The following is a 24,539-nucleotide window of genomic DNA, read 5'->3' on the forward strand; positions in this document are numbered from 1 at the left end:
CAAAACCTCCACTTCTATTATAACTCAAAAAAGAAAATATTACAACACTTGAGTTTTACCCCTCTTTTATACGATGATTAAGAGAGAAAAATGCAATTTTTCTCCGATAAAGAGGCAACCACGCGACAGTTTTTTTATTCTTCATTGACAGACGAAGAGTTGCTTACGTTGGTGTCAAAAGATAAAAGCGCCGAAAAAGAGTTTTATCATCGGTATCGTTACCGCATTCTTAGGTGGATTGCCCCTTTTCACTTCTGGGATAAGGATGATCTTTTTCAGGAGGCGCTTATTGCACTGTATGAAGCCATGAAGACCTATGATCCAGATAGACATACTGGTTTCAAAACCTATGCCAATACATGTATCAGGAATCGCATTGTGAGTTATATGAGAAAGTTTTCGACGATGGTAGATTATGTTGATCCTGAGGTTATGTCAGAAATCCCTGGAGAGGGGTCTTTGAAAGGTGTAGAAGAGAAACTCTTTTTTGAGGAGTTTTTGCATACCCTTTCCTCTTTAGAGCAAAAAATACTTGTGAAACGATTTATAGAAAGAAAAAGTTATGTGGATATTGCTGCTGAACTTGCAATTTCTCCCAAAAAGGTAGATAATATTCTCTACAAGATTCGTCATGAGCTTGAAAAGTATCAAAAACAGGAGGATGATCATGAAGCTTAATCTTAAGGCTTTATCCTTGAGTATGGCTATTCTGTCTGCGGGAGTGACACTTATTCTGGGACTCTGGTTTATAGCGACAGGATATGGCTCTCAGGTGTTTGAAAAATTGTCGCAGATAGTGTCGTTGTATTCGGTTCTTGTGAGTTTTACCTATGATCCGCTCCTTCCATTTTTTAAGAACTTCCAAAACAATGTTCTTGCTCTTTTGCTTTTGACAGGACTTGCTGCGCTGGATGCAGGGCTTTTAGCCTGGCTTTTTGGTTTTCTTTACAATAGCTTACTTCCCAAAAAGGAGAAATGATGGGTCGTATCCTGGAGTGGTTTTCAAGACAGTGGACTGGGTTTCGAAGGTTTGTTCGTTTTTTGGGTGGAATATATGCTTTAATTGTTTACTCTATAAAAAACTATTTTGGAGAAAAAAAGGGACGGGACCAGGTCAACGCCATCATAGTGATGCAAATGTATTTTACAGGAGTAATGGCTGTTAAGATTATCAGTTTTGTGGCATTGGCTCTTGGGGCTATTACCATATTGCAGGGGTTTACGCAGCTTTCCAGAGTAGGCGCCCTTGATTTTGTTGGAAGACTTCTGAATATTGTGATCGTTCGAGAATTGGGACCTGTATTGACGGCTTTTATTGTACTCAGTCGTTCGGGGACGGCTATTGCCGCTGAGATTGGTACCATGATGGTGAACGATGAGGTAAACGCTCTGGAAATTCAGGGAATTGATACACTGAAGTTTATTGTTTTCCCAAGAATCACCGGTATGGTGCTTTCCCTTGTGTTGTTAAATATTTATTTTAGTACTCTTGCCCTTGTAGGAGGATTTGTGGTGGCGAATATTGTGGGAGGTGTCTCGTACGAACTTTTTTTTGAGTATGTTTTTAACAGTATTACCTTGCTTGATATTCTGGCAAGTTTTTTGAAATGTGTCCTTTTTGGTATTTTTATCGCCACGGTTTCTGTTTTTCATGGGTTTCAGGCTTTTGTGAGTACCCAGATTCCTCAGGTTACGACGGCCGCAGTCATGAGCTCAATTAGTGTGCTTTTTGTTCTGGATGCGATCTTGACAGTGATATTTTATATTTAGGAGAGAGAGGGTGGGAAACATTTATATCAAAAAACTTTCTCTCGTGATGGGTGATTCTGTCATATTGGATTCGATCGAGGAGTTTATTCCTTCGGGAACAGTGTACTATATTCTCGGGAAATCCGGAAGTGGAAAATCTTTGCTTTTAAAAACAATAGCGGGGCTCCAGCTTGTTCAGAAAGGAGAGATTATTGTTGATGGGAAAAATATCCTGAATTTCAATCAGAGAGAAATGCTTGCTTATCATTGTCGGTGTGGTTTTGTGTTTCAAAATGCTGCCCTCATTAGCAATATGTCTATAGAAGAAAACCTGACGCTCTTTTTCCGATATAACTACAACATGAGTTTTAAAGAATCTATCAAAAAAGTGATGCCATACATAGAAATGTTTCAGCTTGAGAAGGAATTGAAGTACAGGCCAGCGGCACTGAGTATGGGAGAACGGATGCTGGTGAATATTGTTCGGGCGATAATGCATGATCCTGAGTATATTTTCTGGGATAATCCCATGGCAAATCTTGACCCAGCATCAAAGAAAAAGGTGCGCTCTCTTTTTGTAGAACTGAAAGAAAAAGGCAAAACTATGTTATTGGTGAGTGACGATGTGCCTTTTGGCAGCTGTGTTGCTTCTCGCATCGGCTATCTTGAAGAGGGGAAACTTCTTTTTAGTGGCTCTCTTGAAGAAGCGAAAAAATCTGGTCTGGAAGGACTGGGGACACTTTTATGCCACGCTGAATAGAGGAGGTTAGTTATGCCGTTTACCTTTAAAGCAGCTCAGAAGGCTGTTTCCGTTTTTATTTTTGTGGGAATTTTTTCTCTCTTGACCGTTGTAATTCTGATCTTACGCGGGAGTGAAGTTCTCCAGCAAAAGATATGGTACTATACCATTTTAGAAGAAGCTTATAGCATTACAAGCGGCATGCCAGTAAAGTATAAGGGTATCACCATCGGGAAGGTTAAGCGTTTAAGACTCACCTCTGATAGAAAGGTTTCTCTTGATTTTTATGTTCTCAAAGAGTATTATGAACTTATGCAGGAGAATAGTGTTCTCAAAGTTCAGACGTCCCTTCTTGGTGGAGCTTCTCTGATGCTTGTGGTTCCTCTTGAGGAATCGCAGCTTTTACCTTCTGGGAGTCTCGTTCTTTCGATGGATATGCCTCGTGGGCGGGAGATTCTGGCCCTGGTGGCTCAGCAGCAACCTGCAAAAGATGATCTCACTGCCAGGGTAAAAGATGTCCTTGATGGTGTGATAGAACTCAAGCCAACGATTCAGGGTATACTGGCAAACCTGCAGAATACCACAGGAGAGCTCAATCTTATTGTTCGTGGACTTCGCACGGGCGAATCTACGGTGATGTCGGATAAACTTCTCGCTTCTCTGGCTAATCTCCAGGATATCACCAAGAATCTCAAAGAGCTCACACTTCTCCTTCGTTCAGATAACAATACGGTTGGAGCCTTCTTACAGGACAAAAAACAGCTTTACACAAAGTTGGAGAGCATCCTTGGTTCGGTTGATAAAAGTCTCCAGAGTCTCTCCAAAGTAAGCACAAAACTTGAAACCACACCGGATGATGTCAAACAGCTTACCTCTCTTTTGAAAGATAATCTTATCGAACTCCGCGCTGTGCTTCAGAGTTTAAGAAATATTCTCGGTGGAAGTACCTCATCTCCATCTTTGAAACAAGGAGAACGAAAATGAAGCGGAAGATTTTTTTAGGATTGTTGCTGAGTGTGGTTGTTTTCACAGGGTGTAGTGGCAATCCTACTCTTCGGAGTGATGTCAAAAAGAGCATCGAACGACAGAGTCTTTCGGGTATTACAGCCTTTCGTCGGGGGGAGTATGAGTCTGCCATGTCTTTTTTTGAGGAAGCCCTTCAGTTGGCGTATCAACTTTACCTTCCCGCAGAAATCATCAAACAGTATGCTAATCTTGCTGAGATTTCACTCCGGCTTGGACAACTTGATAAGGCAGGGTCTTTTCTTGTTGCAGCAGAAACCATAGCAGGAAAGGAAAAGCTCTCTTCGTTTGATCTCTTGTTGGTAAAAGCTCGTTTCTATCAGGAGAAAAAAGATATATCACAGGCTCAAAAAATCTATGAAGAGGTAGTACAGATAGCAAAAACAAAAAGTGAAAAGATTCTTGCAAGAATTCACTATGCAGATCTCTGGATAGCGAGTACTAACTGGAATGAGGCCCAGCGGATTCTCGATGAAGCCTGGTGGAATCTTTTTCTTTTCTCCGATAATGATATTTTAGGATTGTATTACTATCAAAGGGGAGTAGTGGCTCAGGGGAAAAAAGAGTATGATAAAGCCATTCAGGAGTTTAAGAAGGCCCTCATTTACGATCGCAGAGCCGAAAATCTTGAAGGGATAGTGAAAGATATTTTAAGACTTGGTGAGGTCTATGCACTGAAAAATGACGAGGCCTGGTCAAACTATTATCAGGAGATGGCAAAAATTCTACTTGACAAAAACCAAAATCCACGCTAAGATAGAAGGAGACAAGGAGGTTTTTTATGAAACAATGGATCATGGCGTTACTGGTTTCTTTGTTTTTGGTGGCACCTCTCTTTAGTGTTGAGGTTATTTATCCTTCAGGATTTCCGTACATGGGTATTCTTTATCATCATCTCAAGATACCTTTTGAAGAAAGAAAGAATATCCAGATTGTTTCCAATGATTACTACAACGTTGTTTTCCAGTGGAAAGGGAAAACCTACAAGGCTCGACTTTTTGTTTTTGGGGCTATTTATCTTGAAAAAGAGGGAGAAATGCCCTGGCTGTTGAGTTTTGATGTGAAACAGTTTAGATCTGATGGGAGTTTCCCTTTTTCTACTGCGTGGTAGGCGTTACCTCTGAGAAGACATCGCCGGTGGCAAGCTGAGTTCTGAGAAGTGATCCTTCGGGTGCTTCATGTGGAGAACGAAGGAGCTTTTCACCTGTTTTCGTCTGGATAAAGGTGAGAGAAAAGCCTCTTTCGAGGATCTTTTGGGGATTGAGTTTTGTGAGCTTTTCTCCAAGAAGGGAAAGGGTGTGATGGGCTTTTTGAAGTCTTGCATGATAGAGAGACAGGATGTTTTCGCTTAATTTATCCAGGTGGAAGGAATACTTTTCGATTTTGTGCTGGAGGGGTAAACTCATCCTTATCAGGTGATTGTGAAGTTGTTTTTTGGTGTTCTGGAAACGGGTTTCTGTGAGGTGAAAGAGCGCGGTGGGATTGGCGTTGGTAAGTCTCTGGCTTACCAGGCGAAAGCGGTTGTCGAGGGTATTCCAGAGCGTTGAAGCGTAGTATTGGAGGGTTCTGTTCTGGGTGATGATTTCCTTCATGAGGTGTTCTGCTGCAGCGGTGGGTGTCGGGGCACGGTAATCAGCGACATAGTCGGCGATGGTCCAGTCTACCTCATGTCCCACGGCGGAGATAATAGGGATATGTGAAGCATAGATAGCTCGAGCCACCACTTCTTCGTTAAATGCCCACAGGTCCTCAACGGATCCTCCACCACGCCCTACAATGAGCACATCCACCATATCCTGGAAGTATTGATTGGCTACTTCTATAGCGGCTGCAATCTCAAAAGCGGCTGTTTTCCCCTGGACCTGGACAGGGAAAACAATAATATCCAGAGCTCCATGAGGTTGTTGAGTGCGATTCAGAATATCCTGGAGAGCGGCACCAGTTGGAGAGGTAATGACCCCCACACATCGAGGAAAACGGGGGAGAGGTTTCTTGTGACTTGGGTCAAAGAGACCTTCCTCCAGGAGACGTTTTTTCATCAGTTCAAATTGTCTCTTGAGTTCCCCTTCACCGCTTATGAGAAGATCGAGGACACGGATACTGATGGAGTTTTGTTTGGTATAATAGTTTATTTTACCGTAAACGTACACTTCTATCCCGTCTTTGAGAGAAGGGATGAGTTTAAAGGCAGGGGAAGAAGCGGGGATGTAGAGGGTGATTTGCGAAAACTCGTCTTTGAGGGAACAAAAAATATAGTTTTTTGAGAGATCAAGATTTTTTTGGTTGCTAAGATTGGTGATTTCTCCACGAACCCAAAAGGTATCGGGGAACGCGCCTCTGAGAGCCTCATCTGCACGTTCCCCGATCTCCGATACTGAAAAATACCTATCAGGAAAAAGAACTTCCTGGGGCATTACTTGATATTGTAGCGTTTCTTGAAGCGTTCTACCATACCACCACGCTCAACGAGCTTCTTCTGCCCTGTGTAGAAGGGATGACATTTCGCACAGACTTCTACATTGATCTCCGGTACAGCTGTACGAATGGTAAACTCGTTGCCACAGGTACATTTGACGAGTGTATCATAGAGCTGAGGATGAATATTTGCTTTCATCGGTTTTCTCCTTGTCTTTCTCTGTAAAAGATATTATAAGCCAAAAAAAAGATTTTGTCAATTTTTCGAATTGCTTCATAATAAAAGTACTCGAAAAGGGAACGCTCTTTCAAAATAAAAACTCCTCTAAAGGTAGGTATAATAATTTATTTTGCACCATTGGAGTTTTATAGTTGGGTAGGTTTACCAAGTGAAGTGAGCTTAACGGTGTGTGAAAGAATACTGAAAAACTATGCCGGGAAGACAAAAGTCCCTGTGTGTCAGCGAAAACCTGATAACCTCCAAAAGAAAAAATATACCTTAAACAAAGGTTTAAAGAAAACGGTACAAAATTTTTATATGTTTTTTTATTTGATGCAAGGAGAGGGTGTTTGTCACAATTTTTGCTCTTCCCTTATCACAGTCTAAGGTTAAGGGATCATACACTGCAACAAGGGAAGAGCATTTTTCTTACAACCCCAAAATCTCCCCATCGATCTTACTTTTAAAATATATAAAACATCTTTTTTAACAACTATAACAAAAAATTTTCGATATATATAGTATGAAAAAATTTCTCTAAGGAGAAAGCTATGGAAAAGGATTTTTTCACCCTCTCAGAAAACGGGGCCTACCAGATCCTCGAAAAAGCCCTCTGGCCAGAAGGGGCGATCTGTCCCCACTGTAAGGCAAAGGCTCACCTTCTCTCGTGCCGGCTGGTGTATCAGTGTACCAAATGCGGGAGGCAATTCTCCCTTAAAAGCCAATCCATCATGCGAAAAAGTCACCTCTCGCCAAAGGTTTGGCTTATCGCCATCTTTCTTGTCTCTCAAGATGGCGGCATAAACGCCGTGAAACTTTCCCAACTTCTTCATATTAGCTACAAGGCAAGCTGGCTTCTTCTTCAAAAGCTACGAAGCCTCATGCGGCTTACCAACCGACACTACACTACACAAAATCCATACGAAAACTTGTTAAAACCTTTTTCTTTCTTTCCGGTATCAAACGCCGCCAGCGGAAAAATTTCTCCCCGATGCAGGTTGTCGAAATTGATGCGGATGATACCCCTTCCAAACTTCACATTCACCTTGTGGATGATGTGAGTATCGATTGGCTTTCAGACTTTTTTGGCAAATTTTTCCGCCATACGCCTGTTGAAAAAAGAACGCCCTGGCTTTCAAATCTTCATGACGGCTTAAAAGAACTTCTCGAGGGGGTGTATCACTACGGTTGCCGAAAACACATGCAGCGCTACCTTGATGAGTTTTGTTTTCGGTTTAATATAGAAGATGCTTCGACCAGGCTACAAGAGCTTTTAAAAAGGCTTGGTAAGCGTCGCCAGCTCCTCCCGTGGAAAAAGCTTATTGCTGAAGGGCTTATTCTCCCCATCCACGCGTAGGTTTTGTTTTTTTCTTTCTCAAAACGTTTCCTGAGTCTGTCAAATGGAAATTAAAGTTTTTGTCTTACTTTTTTCTTTCTGGATTTTTTTCATTCTTTTGAAAGAAAAGGACAGGAAAAACTCGAAAATTCATGGTGAAAACGTTTTTTCGTGAGGGGGAAAGAAGAAAAAACATGTGCTATTACCCTGTTGCAGTTTTTGGCACCTTATACCCCATAGTATGGTGACGGCTTTCCTGCGATAAGGTAAGAGCAATTTTGGCAAGTCTCGCGTTAAACGTTTAACTTGAGTTTCTCTTCCACACTCTTGAGTGAAAAGACATTTGATCTTACCTTCTTACAGCTAAAAACTGTTTTTTTAGCTATTACCTTGTTGCAGTAAAAAAAACCGTCCACGAGCACCATAAAAACTGAAACAAGGTAAGAGCAGTGCTTCCTCCACCGTCCCCCGATGATACCTTTGGAGAAAAAAGAAAAGAACAAAACAAAAGCTCTTCCCTTATCGCAGTTTTTTTCTTTCACTTTTCCGCTGCAACAAGGAAAGAGCAGTCTTTTTCACTCCAACAAGGTAGAATTCCCTTCTCTCAAAACTTCACAAAGCCCATGAAAAGTGTTCAAGAGAAGGAGACTTTATAGATAAAACTTTTTTTACTCATATCGTAGTGCATCGATAGGATTGAGTTTTGAGGCTTTTTGAGCAGGATAGTAGCCAAAACCTATGCCAATCAAAAGCGTTACGGCAAAGGAAAAGGCAAAAACTGGCCAGGAGAAGACAATATTCCATTCCAACAGCTGACGGAGAAGCAAACTGAAAAAAATTCCAGCGATTAGGCCCAGGATACCTCCCATGATACAGAGAAGAAGGGATTCTGTGAGAAACTGCCAGAGGATATCCTGTTCTCGTGCGCCAACAGCCATACGAATACCTATCTCCCTTGTTCGTTCTACGACAGAAACCAGCATAATATTCATGATTCCGATGCCCCCAACTAACAGGGAGATGGCCGCAATGCTCACAAGAAAGAGGGTGAGAGAAGAGCTTACGGTTTGGGCTGTCTCTAGCATTTCACTTTGATTGAGGATCCTGAAGTCATTCGAAACGTTTTCTCTGAGCCGATGAGAGCGTCTGAGAATAGAGGTAATCTCATCGATACTCTCCTCGATGGTGTTTTTTGAAAGAGAGCTTGCTAAAATTTGAGGGATATAACGGGATTGATTTAAACGAAGTCGGTAAGTTGTGTAAGGAACGAAAACAACATCATCTTCATCCTGGGGACCACTTGATCCCTTTGGTTGTAAAACCCCGATAATGTTAAAAAGTGAGTTCTGGATCTTGATTTGTTGGCCTACGGGATTGACTTCTTCACCAAAGAGGGCGGTACTTGTTGTATATCCGAGGACACATACAAATCTTGACCCTTTTTCTTCCTCTTCACTAAAAAATTCTCCCCACTTGAGAGACCAGTTTCGGACGAGAGGGAAATCGGCAGAAACACCAGAGAGAGTAGTAGAATAGCTTTCTTCTTTGGTAGAAATGGTTGCTGAACTTCTTGCAAGAGGGGTAATACCGGCAAGGGTAAGGGCTTCTTTTTTCAGGGTTTCGTAATCGGCATAGGTAAGACGATTGGCTCCTGCGGTGGATACTCCACCACTTCGGTAACGTGAGGGGAAAATGGTGAGAAGATTGACCCCCATACTGGTTATGCGAGACTCTATTTGTTTTTGCATACCCTGTCCATAGGATACCATCACAGAGACGGAGGCTATGCCTATGACAATGCCTAACATGGTAATAAATGTTCGAATTTTGTTTCGGCTAAGCGAACGAAAGGCTAATTCTATCATCTGGCGTATCATGATTTTTCCTCCCTGGCTATTATATCAATGATTTCGCCGTCACGCATGCGGATGATTTTTTTTGCATAGCTGGCAATATCTTCTTCGTGCGTTACCATAACGATAGTGAGGCCTTTTTTATTCAGGTCAACAAGAAGTTCCATGATCTCCTTGCTTGTGTGACTATCGAGATTTCCCGTAGGCTCATCCGCAAGCAAAAGCGAAGGATTACCAACGAGAGCCCTGGCGATAGCCACGCGCTGCTGTTGTCCTCCTGACATCTGAGTGGGATAATGGTGCGCTCTGTGTGAAAGTCCCACCAATGAGAGCATAGAAAGAGCTCGTTTTCGTATTTCTTGAGCAGGAAGATGGGGACGTCGATAAAAAAGGGGAACCTCAACGTTTTCAAGGGCTGTTGTTCTGGGGATAAGCTGAAAGTTCTGGAACACAAATCCAAGTGTATGATTACGAAGTGTTGCACGTTCAATGCCGGACATGGTGTGAACCGGTTTTCCCAAAAGGTAGTATTTCCCACTCGTGGGTGTATCCAGAAGTCCAAGGATGTACATAAGTGTGCTTTTGCCTGATCCCGATGGTCCGGTAAGGGCGATAAAATCTCCTTGATATACGGTGAGTGACACCTCGCGCAAGGCGTGGACAGCAGTTTCCATGGAATGATCAGAGGTATAAACACGAGAGATGCGTTCGGTATGGATGACAGGAAAATCGGATACCATACATTTCTCCCTTTTTCATTTCTGTTTTAAAAACCAGGGTGGGGGGGAATACCAGGACCACCTGCGGGTATGCTAACAGGAGAGGAGAGTGTGTTCTGGCTTTGCGAAGAGGTAGAGCGAGGAGTTTGTGAAGAAGAGGTTTTGCTGGTGTTTTTTGTTGTTCTTATGGCGGTGATGATGGTTTTTCCTTCGAGATTTTCATTCTCCTCCCAGGGGAGAATCTCGGTGTACTGTCCATCAGAGATGCCTGTCCGTACTCTCAGAGGAAGGATTTCTTTTGTATTGGTATTGATGAGCCAGAGAGTAGCAAAAGATCCCTGCGTGGCATTGGTGATATTTTGGGGTCGTGTGGTTTGTCTTCTCCCGGAAGTGGTGGCTTCTCGTGGGGGGTATACACGAGGTATATTCGTGAGTGTAGCGAGCATCTCTTGGGTAGGTTGAATACGGAGAGCACGACTTGGAACGCGCAGGACGTTCTCTTTTCCCTGGATGATGATCTCAACAGAAACAGACATACCGGGGAGGAGTTTTCCGGTGGTATTCTCTGTGAGAATAATCACGGGATAATAGACCACATCCTGGGATGTTTGGGGTTGATACCAGATTTCAGAGACTTCACCGGTGAAGGTGTTGGTATACGCAGAGACAGTGAAGAGTACCTTTTGTCCTTTTTTAATACTTGCGATATCAATTTCGCTGACAAGGCACTTGATTTGCATTACCGAAGGGTGGCTGGCGATGATAAATGCCAGTGTTGATGAATTTGGCAGATTGGTTCCCGTGGTTAGATTGTTGAGGGCTACAACGCCAGATACAGGGCTGACAAGAGTACAATTTTGCAGGGTATTGATTGCTTCCTGAAGCTCGAGAAGGCTCCGTTGATAACTTGTAATGGCGTTTTCATAGTTGATTCTCGCACTTTCCAATTCAGCGTAGGAGATGAACTGTTTGTTATAGAGTTTTTGGGCATCTTCATATTCTTTTTTTGTGGTTAAAACGCTATTGGATTGTTGAAGCAGAGTTTGCCGAAGTTTTTCGTAGGATATTCGAAGCTCGGTGTCATCGATTTTTGCCAATATCTGACCTGATCTTACTGTGTTCCCCGGGGAAACGTAGACACCTGTAACTATCCCTCCTGTTTTGGCGTAGATGGAGTGTTTGAAGGCATAGTCTACGTTCCCCGTTGTGGTAATGGTTCGAAAGATATTCCCTCGCTCAATAATTGCCGTTTGGTAGGATGGGGGTTGTTTCTGTTGCGAAAGAAACCACCATACACCCCATACTCCTGCGAGAAGTATGACTATTCCAAGAAAAAACCATCGTTTCATAAAGATTCTCCTTTCTTTATTTTAGGGGAGTTTGTCCCAGGATGGATCATACCAGAAGGCAAGCTCAATTCGTATTGAAAGAAGACTTGTAAGGGAGGAAAGGTAATGAGCAAGAGTGGAAAGATAAAAGCTCTCAGCCGCGAGAAGGTCAAGGGATGAAATTTTGCCCATGGTGAATTGCTCCTGTGCCTTTTGATACTGGAGCGTGGCAGATTCGAGAGACAGAGAAATAAAGTTGAGGGATTCGCGGGCTGATTTTTCTTGTCCTTCAAGAAGAACAAGTTTTTGTAAAAGAGACATTTTTTGGTTCTCGAGCTTGATGTGAAGGGTATGGATGTCTTGTTGAACTCTGGCTCGTTCGAGGGAGGAAGATGTTCCCGGAAACCATGAAAACGGATCGAGAGAGATAGTGACTCCGGTACTCCATTGTCCCTGGAGTTTGTCTTTATTCATTTTTACCTGGTAACCACTTTGAAGACCAAGATCTGGCCAGAGTTTTGCCTCGTGGATCTTTTTGGTTAGCAGGGTGTTAGAAAGGGTGTAGGTGAGAGAAAGATAGGTTTCATCCCTCTCGAAAAGGGGAGGAGTTGGCTCGTAAACAAGGTTTGATAAAAAAGTTTCAGCCTCTTCTCTGGTAGGAACAATGTCATTATTGGTCATTTTTGTTAGGTTTTGTAGGGTAAGAAGACTTTCTTCGTGTGCCTGAATCTTTTGTTGCCATGTGAGGTAGGCTTGTTGGGATTTACTTTGATACTCCTGGAGGGTGGAGAGAGGGATTTTGCCGAGTTCGTACTGCATTTTGTAGAATTCTTGTTTTTTGATGGCAAGCTCATAGTCTTTTTCTGCTGCTCGAACATCGGCGGCGATGCTAAGAAACGAAAAATAGGTGCTCACAATCTCTTTTTTGAGAGTGGCTATGGTGAGAGAACGTTTTTTTGCCAGAAGGTCTTGTTGAAGTTGGTTTTGTTTGAGGGAAAACCATTCACTTCCTCCGAGATTGATGGATTTGGAGAGACTGACAGAGGCGTTGGGAGTCATGTTTCCCTCTTCGGTGAAAGAAATGCCTGAAGAGAGTTTGAGAGAAGGCTGCCAGAGAGAAGCAATATTTGCTTTGAACATGTATTGAGTGGCTTGCTCTTCACTTATGAGTTGTTTTAGCGTAAGGTTGTTGGTTGAGACTGAAAGGAGAAGATCTTTGAGTGACGAAGCAAAAAGATTTGAGAAAATCAAAAAAAGCAAGATAATAGTTTTTTCCATACGTCTTTCCTTCTTCTATTTACTTATAATGATCCTTTCTTAAACAAAAAAGTTGCAAAAAAAGAGTATTTGCTTGAATTTTTTTCTTTTTGAGAGTATAGTATACGTGAAAAGAATCGAGGAGGAAGACGATGAAACAATGGTGGATATACGGTATTGTGATGATGGTGATTTTGGTTTCTTCTCAGACAACCTCACCATCCTATGAGGTGGAGAGTTTCATAGGGAAGGTAGAGTATTCCAGCGATGGCAAAATCTGGAAACCTGTGGACGTGGGCATGAGATTGTCGAAAAATAGCTGGGTGAGAACAGGACAGAGTTCTGAGGTCACAATGACCTATCAGGGGAAACGAACGCTTCAGGTGCTTCAGCAGACGGTTATTCAGCTCAAGAACCTCGGAACAACGGAGACTGTCAAAGTCAAGAGTGGCAAGATTTACCTCAATGTGTTTACCAAGTTAAAAGGTGGTGAGGTTATTCAGGTAGAAAATGATGTGGCTGTTGCAGCAGTCCGTGGGACGCGGTTTATCATTGACTATGAGGAAAATGAGGCTTCTACCTGTACGGTAGTAGAAGGGCGCGTTGTATTAACGAGAAATGTTGTCCTCCCAGCAGAGGTTGCCCGGGATCCTGAGGTAAAGAAGCTGCTGACCGTGGAGGTCAAAGAAAACCAGAAGCTTTCCATGACGATGGATGAAAACAAATCCCTGGAAGAGACAATTCGTCGTAGCAAGAATAATCTTGCAGCGCTTAAACAGGCTCTCTCTGAAGCTCAGCGTGAGACAATGTCACGTGTCATGGCAATTAAAAACGCCGAACGTGTTCTGGAGGAGTTGATGCAGTATGATGAAGAAAATAGTGATAATGGTGAAGATGAGACGGAAGATACTGTTCAAAAGATTAAAAGCAAGGTGAAGTAGATACCTCTGTTCATACTAAAAAACGGCTGTCTTTTGACAGCCGTTTTTTTTTCTGCAGGTAATGTTATTGAGCTAATCCCCATGTTGTGAGGTCTTCTTCAACAGTAGTAGGGGCTGTTATTCCGAAAGTTTCTACCAGCAATTCCAGGACAGCTGGAGAAAGGAAGGCAGGTAAAGTTGGCCCGAGGCGGATATTTTTTACACCAAGGGAGAGGAGGGCAAGGAGTACAATAACCGCCTTCTGTTCGTACCATGCGATATTATAAATGATAGGGAGATCGTTGATGTCTTTGAGCCCCAGGGTTTTCTGGAGGTGGAGAGCAGCGGCGACGAGCGAGTAGGAGTCATTACATTGACCGGCATCGAGTACTCTCGGAATACCATGAATATCTCCCAGTCCGAGCTTATTGTAACGGTATTTGGCGCATCCTGCTGTGAGGATCACGGTATCAGAGGGAAGTTCTTGAGCAAATTGGGTATAATAGTTGCGAGAGGGCATTCGACCGTCACATCCCGCCATCACTACAAAACGTTTGATAAGTCCTTTGTTAACAGCATCAAGGATAGTTTCTGTAAGAGAAGTAAGGGTAGCGTGGGCAAATCCTCCGATAATTTCTCCATGTTCTATGGGGAGAGGTGGGGGACATTTTTTGGCGTGTTCAATGATAGAAGAAAAGTCTTTTCTCCCATTTACATCAGCGGGTATATGACGGAGACCTGGATAACTGACAGGTCCTGTAGTATAGACACGGTCTTTGTAACTTTCTTTTGGGGGCACAAGACAGTTTGTGGTAAATAAGATTGGGCCACGGAAGCTTTCAAACTCCTCTGTTTGTTTCCACCAGGCATTGCCGTAGTTACCGGCAAAGTTGGGGTATTTTTTAAACACGGGATAATAATGTGCTGGAAGCATTTCACTATGGGTGTACACATCTATGCCGGTGTCTTTTGTTTGTTCTAGAAGTTCCAGAAGATCTTTGAGATCATGGCCACTTATGAGTATGCCTGGATGGTTTCTCGTCGTGATAGAAACGTGGGTGGGTTCGGGGTTTCCAAAAGAGGAGGTGTTGGCCCTATCGAGGAGTTCCATAACCATAACGCCGTGTTTTCCGGTTTCAAGCGTCAATTCTACAAGTTTTTGCATATCTTGGAGTTGTACCGTAGCCACCAGAGCTTTTTCAACGAAATCGAGGATACGATCATCTTCAAATCCAAGATGACTTGCATGATAGGCATAAGCAGCTATGCCCTTGATTCCATATGTGATGAGTTCTTTGAGCGAGCGAAGGTTTTCATCCTTTTCATTTAAGATAGCACCAGTTTTCTTGAGAGAATCGATATCCTCTTCGTTTTTTATGGATATTCGTGCAAATTCAGGAACGGGAAGTGCATGTTCTTTTTGCAGCTTTTCTCCATAAGAGACAGTTTGCATGATTCGGGAAATAAAATCCTCAGGATCAAAATTTGCGTTTGTGATGGTAGTAAAAAGTCCCTCCCATATGAGTTTTCCTACGATGGAATCGGTTTTCCCTTGTTTACGAAGTGCTTGATGGGTTGCCGCAAGTCCCTTGATAGCGTAGACGAGAGCATCCTGAAGTTGTGCTGTTGTATCGTCTTTTCCACAAACGCCTTTTATAGTGCATCCGAGACCACCTGCAGCTTCCTGACATTGGTAACAGAACATATTGTGATTCATAGTGTTTCTCCTTTTATTTTTTAGATCTCTGTTTGACCCAGGATATTTCCTTCAATACCCACGGTGATTACCTTGATTGGAAGGGAAGAACCACTTGTGTCTCGGGCTTTTTTTGCCAGAAAAGCAAGCCCGCGACAACAGGGGACCTCCATGACCATAGTGGTGAAGGATTTTGGTTCTTTCTTTTCAAAAATAGTCACAAGTTTTTCGAGATATATTTCCTGATGCGTGTCGAGTTTTGGACAGGCAATCAAAAGTTTTGTTTCCTTCAAATGGGTATGGAAGCCTGGAAGGCTAAAGGCAGTACAGTCGGCGGCGAGAAGGATATTGGCGTCTTCCCATGCCTCATCCTCTCCATGAACAAGATGAAGTTGAATAGGCCAGTGTGTGAGGGTATATCCTGTTTGAAATACCTCCGGCGAAGGAAAATGCTGGTTTGGTTTTTCTCCTTCGGTAAAGGAGATACCCTTTTCGCGGAGGATGGAAACAGCTATTTCATAGTCTTTCCACTGGTTGTGACTGGCGAGGTGTTTAAGATGAGCATCGATAACGTTTCTTCCCTGACGGATAATGTTTTGAAGTACACGAGCCTCATCATAAGGTTCTGCTTCCCTTTCTTCTATGTGGAGAGCGTTTTGTGGACAGTATCCCACGCAAGCTCCAAGTCCATCGCAGTAAAATTCTGAAACAAGTCTTGCCTTGTTGTCAATAATCTGAAGAGCTCCCTCGGGACAGTTGGGCACACAGAGTCCACATCCATTGCATTTCTCTTCATCGATAACTATCATCTTTCTCTTCATTGATAATCTCCTTTAACTTCTTTTTCCCACATTTTCTATTCTTTCTCTACCGAGATAGCACCGACAGGACACTGACGGGCGGCATCCTCAGCGAGGGACACATCATAGGCAACATTTTCTTTGACATGGGCTTTGCCATCAGCCCGCATCTCAAAGAGTTCTACGTAAATACTTTCACACACGCCACATCCAATACAGGTATTCTGGTCAATAGTAACAGCCATACGTTCCTCCTTTTTGCTTTTTTTCTGTGTTTATATTATACTATTTTTGTAGGGATTTTTCTGTCACCTGGGTGACAAAAAAGGAGGAAAATATGTTTTTACCATGGCATCTTCCTCTTTTTCAGGGTATTTCTCAGGAAGAGAGGGAGAGGATTCAAAAGCTTCCCTGGCACGAGTACACCTTTGAAAAAAAAGAGATCATCTTACGAAGTGGGAGTGAGTACAAACATCTCTGGATTATCATTTCGGGAGAATGTCAGGCTATCTTTCCTTCTCTTGTTGGAGAAGTGTTTGTGGTGGAGAAACTTCGAGCTCCGGTTGTTCTTGCCTCGGCGCTTCTTTTTGCAAGTTCGTCGTATCTTCCCGTGGATGTGGAGGCCATAACACCAGGCAAAGCTCTCTATGTAGAAAAATCGGTGTGGGAGAATATTTTGGGAGAGTGTGAAATATTGCGAAAAAATTTTCTTCGTGAGGTTTCGGATAAGCTTCTCCTTATTTCAAAACGGATGATGCTTTTTCAATTGCCAGTGGAGAAGCGGCTTTTGTTGTATCTGTCCCAGATGAAAAAAGACAGCATGGAGATCCATCTCCCTATGAGTATAGAAAATCTTGCAGCCTATCTTTTTGTTACAAGACAGGCTCTTTGTAGAGTTTTTCGTCGACTTGAGAAGGAGGGATATCTTCTTCAAGATCGTCGAACCATTCGTCTTCAGCCTCGTTTCTTGGAAGAGTTTGGGGTTAAAAACGGAGAGTAACGCCTCCGCTGAAGGTGAGGGGAGTAGCGGTGGTGGTGTATTCCCTGTCCGGTTTGCCTATAGCCCACGATAGTCCCGCCGAGAGAGTGACATCACTTGTAGGAGCGTAGGTGAGGGTGGGTTGGAGGATAGCTGATTCGTCTTCAATGTTCCAGAGGGTATACATTTGGGTAGAGAGTTCGCGTACGAAGATTTTTTTGAATCCTAGAGAGAAAAGGAGATACCATCGCGCGTATTCATTGGGGATATACGCTCTGGTGGCAAGGGCAGTCTGAAGTTTTATGGGATTGTCGAAAAGACTGGCGTTGGTCCCTTGACTGTTGTGAAATATTTCTAGCAACGTAAACAGCCGCTCTTTTTCATCAAAAACATCCCATGAACGGGAGATGGAGAAAGAAAGCCGAGAAACCCATTGGTGAGAGATTGGTTCAGCAACATAATTAGTAAAGGGAACATATCCTATCGTAATGATTTCCTCTTTGAGAGAAGGGCGATTATCTCCATAGGATATGGTGCCTTCGGCTTTGATATCAAAACCCCATAAACGAGTGGAGAGATCCGCACCATAAACAGGAATCGCGTTTTTCTTCCACCAGCCACAGATGCCTATTTCTGTGGTGCCCAGGAGTACCTCTAAGCGGGAGGCAAGGGCGGTATGTTCTATGGTATCTGTGTCGGTGAAATCAACAAAGGTGTACCAATTGGCTACGGTTTTGTAAGGGATGTGTATCTTGAGTCCCCACGTACCTTCTCTGGTAGCTTCGAGATTTCCCAGGTTTTTTCTTTCACGGTTAATCAGATCCGTTGGGTTCCAGAAATAGGTTGTTCCCCATTTGAGGAACTGTTTGCCGAGTCTGAGATACACGGTGTGGGCGAGGGGAAGATCAATAAAGATCTCTTTCATCTGCAAAATGAAAGTATTGGTTTCTGTCACCGAGGTTGACGTGTCTGTGGCAGGATCATAAAAACGATGGAGGAAAGGAATTCCACCGGATGAGGTGGCAAAGGCTATATCTACAAAGGCCTTGTATCCTTTTCCCTGTCGAATATCCAAAAACAGATCCCCTCCGATAGTAAAGAGATAACGGTTTGGATCAGAACTCTCAAGGTTGGTGAGTCGGCTTTTGGGGATCAGGTAAGAAAACTCCCCCTGAATCTGCCCGGTGAGGGAAAAAGCCTTGAAAGACTCATTGGTGAGCAAAGGGGCGTCTGTGATGATATCACTCTTTTCAAAAAGCTCGTTTTCGTCGATGGTCTGTGTCCATACAACCGAAAGGCAAAGAAAAAACAAAAACAAAACCCGCATAAAGACTCCTATTTACTTAGGTTCTCCAGGTATGCTTTAGTAAAAACGTGACCGGGAATCCTATCAAAAGAAATACCGGAAAGTTCGAAAATAGTTTTGTTTCCCTGATCGAATTCATCGATAAAAATTTGCTGGAGGGGAATATAGCGTCCCTGGATCTGGGTGTACTTGAGGTAGTAGATGGTCTGCATCAACGTTCCCGAGAGGGCAAAAGCCAGAGCCTTGAGAACAAGAAAATTTTCTTTATGAATCCAGAGAATTTGTTTTGGGTAGGTGACATCACTCACTCTGGCAATGAGTTCCACTTTATACACGGGAATAGATCCAAGTTTTTCTTCGGTGATTTTTTCAAGATTGTTTTCATCTCTGGCAACGGTGTAGAGTTCACTAAGCTTGCGTTTTTCCAGGTCACCACTTCGAGCATCCGTTCCAGCAACAGATTCATCCCGACTGATGTGCTGAAAGGTACGGGTGTTTCGTTTGTACATCCAGAGGTTCTCACCTACCTTGAGGTACCCGTTCCCTTTTTCTTTGTCTGGTGCTGTCATCACGATGAGGAATGAATCATCAGCATCCCGGCGGTAATAGATGGCTTCAAGCTTCTGGATGCTTTCCCCTTTTTGTTGAGAGATGGTTACTCTGGCGGTAATATCAGTACGCATTTCAGAGAGTGCATCCAGTTTTTTCAAAAGTTCCGGTCCTGTGATACTCCAGCCGAGGGAAAGTATTCCCATACTCACGATAACCAGGATTCTTTTCATATTTTTTCTCCTTATTTGTAATGAATAAGGGCTTTTGCTGGCGAAAGACGGGAAGCGCGTCTAGAAGGTCCAGCTGCGGTGATGAATCCGAGGAGAAGGACAAAGAAGAGACAAAAGAGGTTCCATCCCCAATCAAGAGAAAGTTGAAGACGGTTATTCACCAGAAACATCATCAACATGCCTTCATTTTTCATAGGAATAGCACAGATGATAGTGACAATGAGCGCACCCAGAAGGATACCTGCAAGACCTGCAAAAGTCATGAGAAGTTCTACCTCCATGAGAAAGAGCCTGCGAACATCTTTTTGTTGCATTCCAAGGGCGCGGAGGGTGCCAATCTCTCGTGTTCGTTCACGAATGGTCATACGCAGAGAGTTTGCCAGTCCCACCATAACAATCAGAAAAAGAAACGAAGCAAATATTAAACTCACCATATTGATACCAGAAAGAAACTGGAGAAAAGAAGAAGTGGATTCGTAAAGGGTAGAAACAAGAATCTTGTCTGCATAGATAGGATTTTTCTTGAGATCTTCGTAAAACATCGTGATATCCTGATCACTTTTTGGTCTCGGGAGAAGGTACCATTCAGTGCAGAAAAAGTCGGTATTGGTGAGAGGGAGATTGGTAACCATGATATCCCTGGAGGGAAGTGCCTGAAATGTCTGGAAGAAATCCTTCTCGTTGACGAGCACAAGCTCGGGAAGAGAGCGACTTGAATAGATGGCGTTGATAGGGAGAGAAACGGTCTTCCATCCTTCAAAACGGGAGAGATAACGAAGATTGAGAACCTCTCCTGGCATACGACGAAGTGACCTGGCAAGTGTTTCAGGGATGAGTATACCCTTTCGACGAAAGTCGAGGTCTTTTTCGCTTTTGATGATGGTGATCTCGTTTGAGAGTTTTTGAAAACGTTTCTCGTCTCGCCAGAAGCCAGCAACCTGGATGTTTTTTCCTTCGGTTTGAGCCTGGAAGATAAGAAGAGGGGGAGTGAGTCTTTTGTGGATTTCGTTTGCTAGAGAGAGGGTTTGTTGTCTATTTTTGAGAACAATAGTCGCACTTCCTGCCTCATAGTCCCGGTAGTCTAAAAGAGAAACCATCGCTTGTTTGGGAACATACCCAACCCATCCCATGAAGGAGACATCAGATTTATAGATAGCGACAATAGTAAAGCGTGCCGTCTGTGTTTGTCCATGAATGGTTTGAAAAGATGCTTTTACCGTATCGTAGAGCTTGACTCTGAGGTATTCGGCTTTGTCTTTGGTAATGACGAGAGGATTTTCGTAACGCGTGTTGGTGAGATCCCAGCCGTTTCCTTCGATGATATTGAGAAAACCAAGAAAGCCTTTATCGATATCGACACCAACGAGCTGGATGAGATCGCTTCGTTTATTACCTACCAGTTTTACAAAGGCAGAAGCATCTGTATAGTAAAACTCCATATCATTTGTATAAGGATGTATTGCATCCTCGAGAACACGTTTGTCTCTAAAGTATCCTTGAGCCCTGCCATAGAAGTCATTGACTATGCCTAAAACACTTATCTGAATGTGTCCATTCATATAGGTGATCCACCGATCTATGAGAAGTTTTTTGAGACCATTGGAAAAGGATCCGGCAACCACCAGCATGCTCATGCCTACAACGATCCCTGCGCTGAGGAAGAGGTTACGTCGTTTCTGGCGGGTGAGGTTTCGTAGAGCAAGAAAGAAAAGAGTGAGGAGTTTCATAGTGGTTTCTCCTTTTACTCTCTTGAAATGGCTTCAAGAGGGGTGGTTTTTTTCGCTAAATGACCGGGATAGAGTGATGCAAGCCAGAGGACAAAGAAAAGTACCAGGAGGTTACCGAGAATATCGAGAGGTGTCACCATAGGGATAAAATACTCTCCCCCAAAGATCAATTGGAGCATCTCATTTTTAGCAGGAAGTTTCACAAGAGCAAAAATCCAGCTCACCAGAGCCCCTACGAGGATACCACTTCCTCCGAAAACAAGTCCAAGGGTTAGCGTTTCAAAAAGAATCATTCTCCCTACAAAATTTTTCTGGGCTCCAATCGCACGCATCATACCGATTTCTGTCGTACGTTCTATGACAGACATTGAGAGGATATTCATGACAATAATGAACGAGACAAGGAAAAGGAGAAACATAATGACGGAGAACATGCCCTGAACAATGCCAATAAACTGGGAGAATTGGGGCGTGGCTTCCTGCCAGGAGATTGCCTTTCCATCGGCTTTGGCTTCGATGAGAGCGCGGTTAAGTTTTTTGAGGGCTTCAGCATCTCCTGTGCCTGGTCTCGTCTTGATGATCACTGCATTGTAGGCTTCGGGATTGTAGGTATAGTTTTCCTGTCGCTTAAGTGACTTTTTGAGAGTGGTTTCATCATAGGTGGAAGAGGATACAGGAGTCTCTTGTGAAAAGAGATTTTGTTCCAGAAGGGTATCGAGATTGTCTGCCTGGAGGATAGTTTTTTCTGTTTTGGTGAGAGAGATGTTTTCAGGAGTAATAACATAGTGAAACATCTCCACGTACGAAAGTGGATCCACAAAGGCAATAAAATCTCCCAGGAGATTATTGAGCTTTTCGAAGCGGAAAACTCCCTTAACATTGAGGCGAATATCGCTTCCACCTTCTTCGCTTAATCCCATGAGAACGACATTTGACGCATACGAGAGGCTTTCCAGGTTACTCAGGATTTTGGGTGGCATATTGCTTGTGATCACCTCACCACCCTCCGGGAGAAGCCAGAGGTTAATAACTTCTGCTGTTTGGTTTCTCTGAACATTTCCGATCATAATGCCCCGTTCTCCGGAGAGAAGGCGCCTCCCTTCCACAACAATGAGCCGGTTTTGAAAAAAGCGTTCATACCTATCAACATCCACAGCGTATATCATGTAAAACACGGGAAGTCCGGTGGGGTTGAGAAGCATGGCGACGTTTCGACCAAGAGGGAGAAAATCCTCAACAAAAGGTAGAGAAGAGAGGATATTGCTGATCTGAGCATAATTGTGAATGAGACTCATAGGCCGTCCCGTCATGAAACCAAAAACCTCTTTGTCCATCTGGTTGGTGGAGATGATCACCATGTTTCCCGTAAAACCATGGATGATATTTTGTTCCAGAGAGGTATTTATCCCTTTAATGGCAGCGTTTCCAAAGGTGAGAAGAAAGGCAACGAGAAAAAGAAGTCCACCTACGATGAGACTTTTTCCCTTATGGCGGAAAAGGTTACGAAAGGCTATACTATAAAATAGGAGTTGCATAGCTTACTCCTCACCTATGATCTTTCCGTCTTTGAGTCTCACAATTCTTTTCGCGTATTTGAGAACGTCGGGGTTATGGGTAGAAAAGATAAAAGTGGTTTGCTGGGTTTCATTGAGATGGCGCATGATGGAGAGGATGATTTCTCCTGTCTCTGAGTCAAGATTGGCGGTCGGTTCATCAGCCAGAACAATGGCAGGGTTGGTTACCAGAGCCCTTGCGATAGCGACACGCTGTCTCTGTCCGCCGGATAATTCGGCAGGCTTATGGGTGATAAAATCCTTCAGTCCCACATTCTCAATAAGTTTTTCCACTCGTTCCTTGATCTCCTGTCTGGAAAGACCAGATTTATCTTTCATAAGGAGAAGGGGAAACTCCACATTCTCTCTCACATTAAGCACCGGGATAAGATTGAACGTCTGAAAGATAAATCCCACTTTGTGAAGTCTCATATTGGTGAGTTCTTTGTCGTTTAAAGACGAGACATCCTGTCCGTCAATAATAACATCCCCTGAGGTGGGTTTGTCGATACATCCTATGAGGTTGAGAAGAGTTGTTTTACCGCTTCCTGATGGTCCTACGATAGAGAAAAACTCTCCCTTTTCTACGGTAAGGGATACTCCTCGCAGAGCATGGACAGTGGTTTTGCCCAGGGGATAATCTTTTGTCACTTCTTTAATCTCTATGAGCGGCATACAGACTCCTTTTTAGTTTTGAAACAGTATATCACAGGAGACTGAAAAAAGCAAATTTTCGAATTGCTTCATAATAAAAGTACTCGAAAAGGGAACGTTGCTTCAAAATAAAAAAGTACTTTAAATTTGTATAAAATAATCCAGTTCAAAGAACTGGAGGTACAAGGTGGAATTAGCGATGTTTGAAAGGAGACCTATTTACAGGGAAACGGCGAAAGAGTATCAAAAAGCCAGCAAAAAGGAAAAAATGGAGATACTGGATTACTTTGTGAGGATAACAGGTTTAAAAAACCGAAACTATGCCGCCAGGCTCTTGAGGCAGCACGGAAAAACCATCTATGTAGGCAAGAAAAATTACCTTAAAGCCGACATAGCCAAGAAGGGCAAAAGACCTGGCAGAAAGAAAAAATTCGGCGAAGAGGAACTAAAACTTCTAAAAAAGGTCTGGGAAATTGAAAACTACATGTGTGGCAAACGTTTAAAGCCAATTTTAAATGAAGTTTTAGATAATCTCTTAGCAAACGGACATCTCCACGGTTCTCCACAGGCTATAGAAAACTTGCGCCATATAAGTGCTTCAAGTATTGACCGACTTTTGAAACATGAGCGTAAAAGCTTGAGATAAAAGGACGAAAAGGTACAAAGCCTGGAACGCTATTAAAGCAACAAATAGCTATACGCACGTGGGCAGAGTGGGATGAAAATGCCCTGGGTTCATGGAGATTGATCTGGTTGCCCATGAGGGAGGAAATAGCGGGGAGATTTTGCTCAAACATTAAATATGGTGGATGTTTGGAGCGGTTGGACAGAACTTGTGGCAATCAAAACAAAGCTTCAAAATGGGTAAGAGAAGCCATAGAAAAAGTCCAAAGACTTCCTTTTGAGTTACGGGGAATTGATTCTGATACCGGCGCTGAATTTATTAATCATCCTCTACGCGATTGGTGTGAGAAGAACCAGATAAAATTTACAAGGGGGAGAAGCTCCCGTTCCAATGATAACTGCTACGTTGAGCAGAAAAACTATTCCATAGTCCGCCAGAATGTTGGATACTTCCGCTACGATACCGAGGAAGAAGTCTACTACTTGAACCGACTCTATGCGTATCTCAGGCTTTATGCCAACTTTTTTCAACCGGTTATGAAAATGACAGAGAAAAAGAGAATCGGAAGCAAGGTGCAAAAGAAGCATGATGATATTAAAACTCCCTACCAGCGGCTTTTAGAAAGCTCTTATGTAAGTGAGGCACAAAAGGAACGCCTAACAAGGCTTTATAAGGCTCTCGATTTGTTTCACCTAAGACAAAAAATTACAGCTTGCCAGAGAAAACTTTTCAGCCTTCAAAAGAAAAAGAATGTAAAAAACAAAAATTTGAAGGAAACTGTATGGAATTTTTGAGTACTTTTTTTTATGAGGCAATGATTCGAATTTCGAGTACTTTTTTATTTGACGCAACGGGATT

General features: G+C 43.1%; 25 protein-coding genes and 1 pseudogene. 12 read left to right on the forward strand and 14 right to left on the reverse strand.

Annotated elements, in window-relative coordinates; all coding sequences use genetic code 11:
- Positions 1-90 precede the first annotated feature (90 nt).
- The 7 genes from KDW03_RS09465 to KDW03_RS09495 are packed head-to-tail and all read left to right on the forward strand — an operon-like array spanning position 91 to position 4,622.
- On the forward strand, positions 91-678 hold the full coding sequence (locus KDW03_RS09465) for a sigma-70 family RNA polymerase sigma factor (protein WP_271434837.1): 588 nt from the start codon (positions 91-93) through the stop codon (positions 676-678).
- A complete protein-coding gene (locus KDW03_RS09470) occupies positions 668-979 on the forward strand; it encodes a hypothetical protein (protein WP_271434838.1) in 312 nt (103 codons plus the stop codon). The genes KDW03_RS09465 and KDW03_RS09470 overlap by 11 nt, the downstream gene beginning before the upstream one ends.
- A complete protein-coding gene (locus KDW03_RS09475; RefSeq protein ID WP_271434839.1) occupies positions 979-1,770 on the forward strand; it encodes an MlaE family ABC transporter permease in 792 nt (263 codons plus the stop codon). The genes KDW03_RS09470 and KDW03_RS09475 overlap by 1 nt, the downstream gene beginning before the upstream one ends.
- 10 nt (positions 1,771-1,780) lie before the next feature.
- Positions 1,781-2,509, forward strand: a complete 729-nt coding sequence (locus tag KDW03_RS09480; protein ID WP_271434840.1) for an ATP-binding cassette domain-containing protein — start codon at positions 1,781-1,783, stop codon at positions 2,507-2,509.
- Positions 2,510-2,521: 12 nt separating this feature from the next.
- Positions 2,522-3,472, forward strand: a complete 951-nt coding sequence (locus KDW03_RS09485; RefSeq protein ID WP_271434841.1) for an MlaD family protein — start codon at positions 2,522-2,524, stop codon at positions 3,470-3,472.
- Positions 3,469-4,266, forward strand: coding sequence for a tetratricopeptide repeat protein (locus tag KDW03_RS09490; protein WP_271434842.1), 798 nt, complete (start codon positions 3,469-3,471; stop codon positions 4,264-4,266). Before KDW03_RS09485 ends, KDW03_RS09490 begins: the two co-directional genes overlap by 4 nt.
- Before the next feature lie 26 nt (positions 4,267-4,292).
- A complete protein-coding gene (locus tag KDW03_RS09495) occupies positions 4,293-4,622 on the forward strand; it encodes a hypothetical protein (RefSeq protein WP_271434843.1) in 330 nt (109 codons plus the stop codon).
- Here the strand turns inward: KDW03_RS09495 and xseA are convergent.
- Positions 4,609-5,925, reverse strand: a complete 1,317-nt coding sequence (gene xseA, locus KDW03_RS09500; RefSeq protein ID WP_271434844.1) for an exodeoxyribonuclease VII large subunit — start codon at positions 5,923-5,925, stop codon at positions 4,609-4,611. The genes KDW03_RS09495 and xseA overlap by 14 nt on opposite strands.
- Positions 5,925-6,125: a 50S ribosomal protein L31 gene (rpmE, locus tag KDW03_RS09505; RefSeq protein ID WP_271434845.1), complete on the reverse strand. Its 201-nt coding sequence runs from the start codon at positions 6,123-6,125 to the stop codon at positions 5,925-5,927. Before rpmE ends, xseA begins: the two co-directional genes overlap by 1 nt.
- A gap of 572 nt (positions 6,126-6,697) precedes the next feature.
- On the opposite strand from rpmE, the gene KDW03_RS09510 reads away from it, so the two are divergent.
- Together KDW03_RS09510 and KDW03_RS09515 are read left to right on the forward strand one after the other, a co-directional pair.
- Positions 6,698-7,207, forward strand: coding sequence for an IS1595 family transposase (locus KDW03_RS09510; RefSeq protein WP_271434846.1), 510 nt, complete (start codon positions 6,698-6,700; stop codon positions 7,205-7,207).
- Positions 7,138-7,503, forward strand: coding sequence for a transposase (locus tag KDW03_RS09515; protein WP_271434847.1), 366 nt, complete (start codon positions 7,138-7,140; stop codon positions 7,501-7,503). The genes KDW03_RS09510 and KDW03_RS09515 overlap by 70 nt, the downstream gene beginning before the upstream one ends.
- A gap of 647 nt (positions 7,504-8,150) precedes the next feature.
- Here KDW03_RS09515 and KDW03_RS09520 read toward each other — a convergent pair.
- The 4 genes from KDW03_RS09520 to KDW03_RS09535 are packed head-to-tail and all read right to left on the reverse strand — an operon-like array spanning position 8,151 to position 12,660.
- The gene (locus tag KDW03_RS09520) at positions 8,151-9,359 is read right to left on the reverse strand and encodes an ABC transporter permease (RefSeq protein WP_271434848.1); all 1,209 of its coding nucleotides are present in this window, start codon (positions 9,357-9,359) and stop codon (positions 8,151-8,153) included.
- Positions 9,356-10,075: an ABC transporter ATP-binding protein gene (locus KDW03_RS09525; protein WP_271434849.1), complete on the reverse strand. Its 720-nt coding sequence runs from the start codon at positions 10,073-10,075 to the stop codon at positions 9,356-9,358. The genes KDW03_RS09520 and KDW03_RS09525 overlap by 4 nt, the downstream gene beginning before the upstream one ends.
- Positions 10,076-10,101: 26 nt before the next feature.
- The gene (locus KDW03_RS09530; protein ID WP_271434850.1) at positions 10,102-11,403 is read right to left on the reverse strand and encodes an efflux RND transporter periplasmic adaptor subunit; all 1,302 of its coding nucleotides are present in this window, start codon (positions 11,401-11,403) and stop codon (positions 10,102-10,104) included.
- 21 nt (positions 11,404-11,424) lie between these two features.
- Positions 11,425-12,660 carry a TolC family protein gene (locus KDW03_RS09535; protein ID WP_271434851.1) on the reverse strand — a complete coding sequence of 412 codons (1,236 nt, stop codon included), beginning with the start codon at positions 12,658-12,660 and terminating at the stop codon, positions 11,425-11,427.
- Between the two features lie 131 nt (positions 12,661-12,791).
- Here KDW03_RS09535 and KDW03_RS09540 point away from each other — a divergent pair, with 131 nt between their 5' ends.
- Entirely contained in the window at positions 12,792-13,580 is a 789-nt protein-coding gene (locus KDW03_RS09540; RefSeq protein WP_271434852.1) for a FecR domain-containing protein, read from the forward strand.
- Between the two features lie 64 nt (positions 13,581-13,644).
- On the opposite strand, the gene hcp is transcribed toward KDW03_RS09540, so the two are convergent.
- The 3 genes from hcp to KDW03_RS09555 are packed head-to-tail and all read right to left on the reverse strand — an operon-like array spanning position 13,645 to position 16,300.
- Positions 13,645-15,276, reverse strand: coding sequence for a hydroxylamine reductase (hcp, locus tag KDW03_RS09545; RefSeq protein WP_271434853.1), 1,632 nt, complete (start codon positions 15,274-15,276; stop codon positions 13,645-13,647).
- Positions 15,277-15,296: 20 nt separating this feature from the next.
- The gene (locus KDW03_RS09550; RefSeq protein WP_271434854.1) at positions 15,297-16,076 is read right to left on the reverse strand and encodes an ATP-binding protein; all 780 of its coding nucleotides are present in this window, start codon (positions 16,074-16,076) and stop codon (positions 15,297-15,299) included.
- A gap of 35 nt (positions 16,077-16,111) precedes the next feature.
- The gene (locus KDW03_RS09555; protein WP_271434855.1) at positions 16,112-16,300 is read right to left on the reverse strand and encodes a ferredoxin; all 189 of its coding nucleotides are present in this window, start codon (positions 16,298-16,300) and stop codon (positions 16,112-16,114) included.
- A 92-nt stretch (positions 16,301-16,392) separates the two neighbouring features.
- Here KDW03_RS09555 and KDW03_RS09560 point away from each other — a divergent pair, with 92 nt between their 5' ends.
- A complete protein-coding gene (locus KDW03_RS09560; RefSeq protein ID WP_271434856.1) occupies positions 16,393-17,055 on the forward strand; it encodes a Crp/Fnr family transcriptional regulator in 663 nt (220 codons plus the stop codon).
- Here the strand turns inward: KDW03_RS09560 and KDW03_RS09565 are convergent.
- The 5 genes from KDW03_RS09565 to KDW03_RS09585 are packed head-to-tail and all read right to left on the reverse strand — an operon-like array spanning position 17,039 to position 23,077.
- Positions 17,039-18,361, reverse strand: a complete 1,323-nt coding sequence (locus tag KDW03_RS09565) for a hypothetical protein (RefSeq protein ID WP_271434857.1) — start codon at positions 18,359-18,361, stop codon at positions 17,039-17,041. The genes KDW03_RS09560 and KDW03_RS09565 overlap by 17 nt on opposite strands.
- Positions 18,362-18,369: 8 nt before the next feature.
- Positions 18,370-19,122, reverse strand: a complete 753-nt coding sequence (locus tag KDW03_RS09570) for an outer membrane lipoprotein-sorting protein (RefSeq protein ID WP_271434858.1) — start codon at positions 19,120-19,122, stop codon at positions 18,370-18,372.
- An 11-nt stretch (positions 19,123-19,133) separates the two neighbouring features.
- Positions 19,134-20,849 (reverse strand): ABC transporter permease, encoded by a 1,716-nt coding sequence (locus tag KDW03_RS09575; protein WP_271434859.1) that lies wholly within the window; start codon positions 20,847-20,849, stop codon positions 19,134-19,136.
- 14 nt (positions 20,850-20,863) lie between these two features.
- Positions 20,864-22,384 carry an ABC transporter permease gene (locus tag KDW03_RS09580; protein ID WP_271434860.1) on the reverse strand — a complete coding sequence of 507 codons (1,521 nt, stop codon included), beginning with the start codon at positions 22,382-22,384 and terminating at the stop codon, positions 20,864-20,866.
- Between the two features lie 3 nt (positions 22,385-22,387).
- Positions 22,388-23,077, reverse strand: coding sequence for an ABC transporter ATP-binding protein (locus KDW03_RS09585; protein WP_271434861.1), 690 nt, complete (start codon positions 23,075-23,077; stop codon positions 22,388-22,390).
- A 178-nt stretch (positions 23,078-23,255) separates the two neighbouring features.
- On the opposite strand from KDW03_RS09585, the pseudogene KDW03_RS09590 reads away from it, so the two are divergent.
- Positions 23,256-24,475: pseudogene (locus KDW03_RS09590) on the forward strand (integrase catalytic domain-containing protein).
- Positions 24,476-24,539: the final 64 nt, after the last annotated feature.

This window comes from Thermospira aquatica, from assembly GCF_023525255.1.
In the GTDB taxonomy this organism is placed as follows: domain Bacteria; phylum Spirochaetota; class Brevinematia; order Brevinematales; family Thermospiraceae; genus Thermospira; species Thermospira aquatica.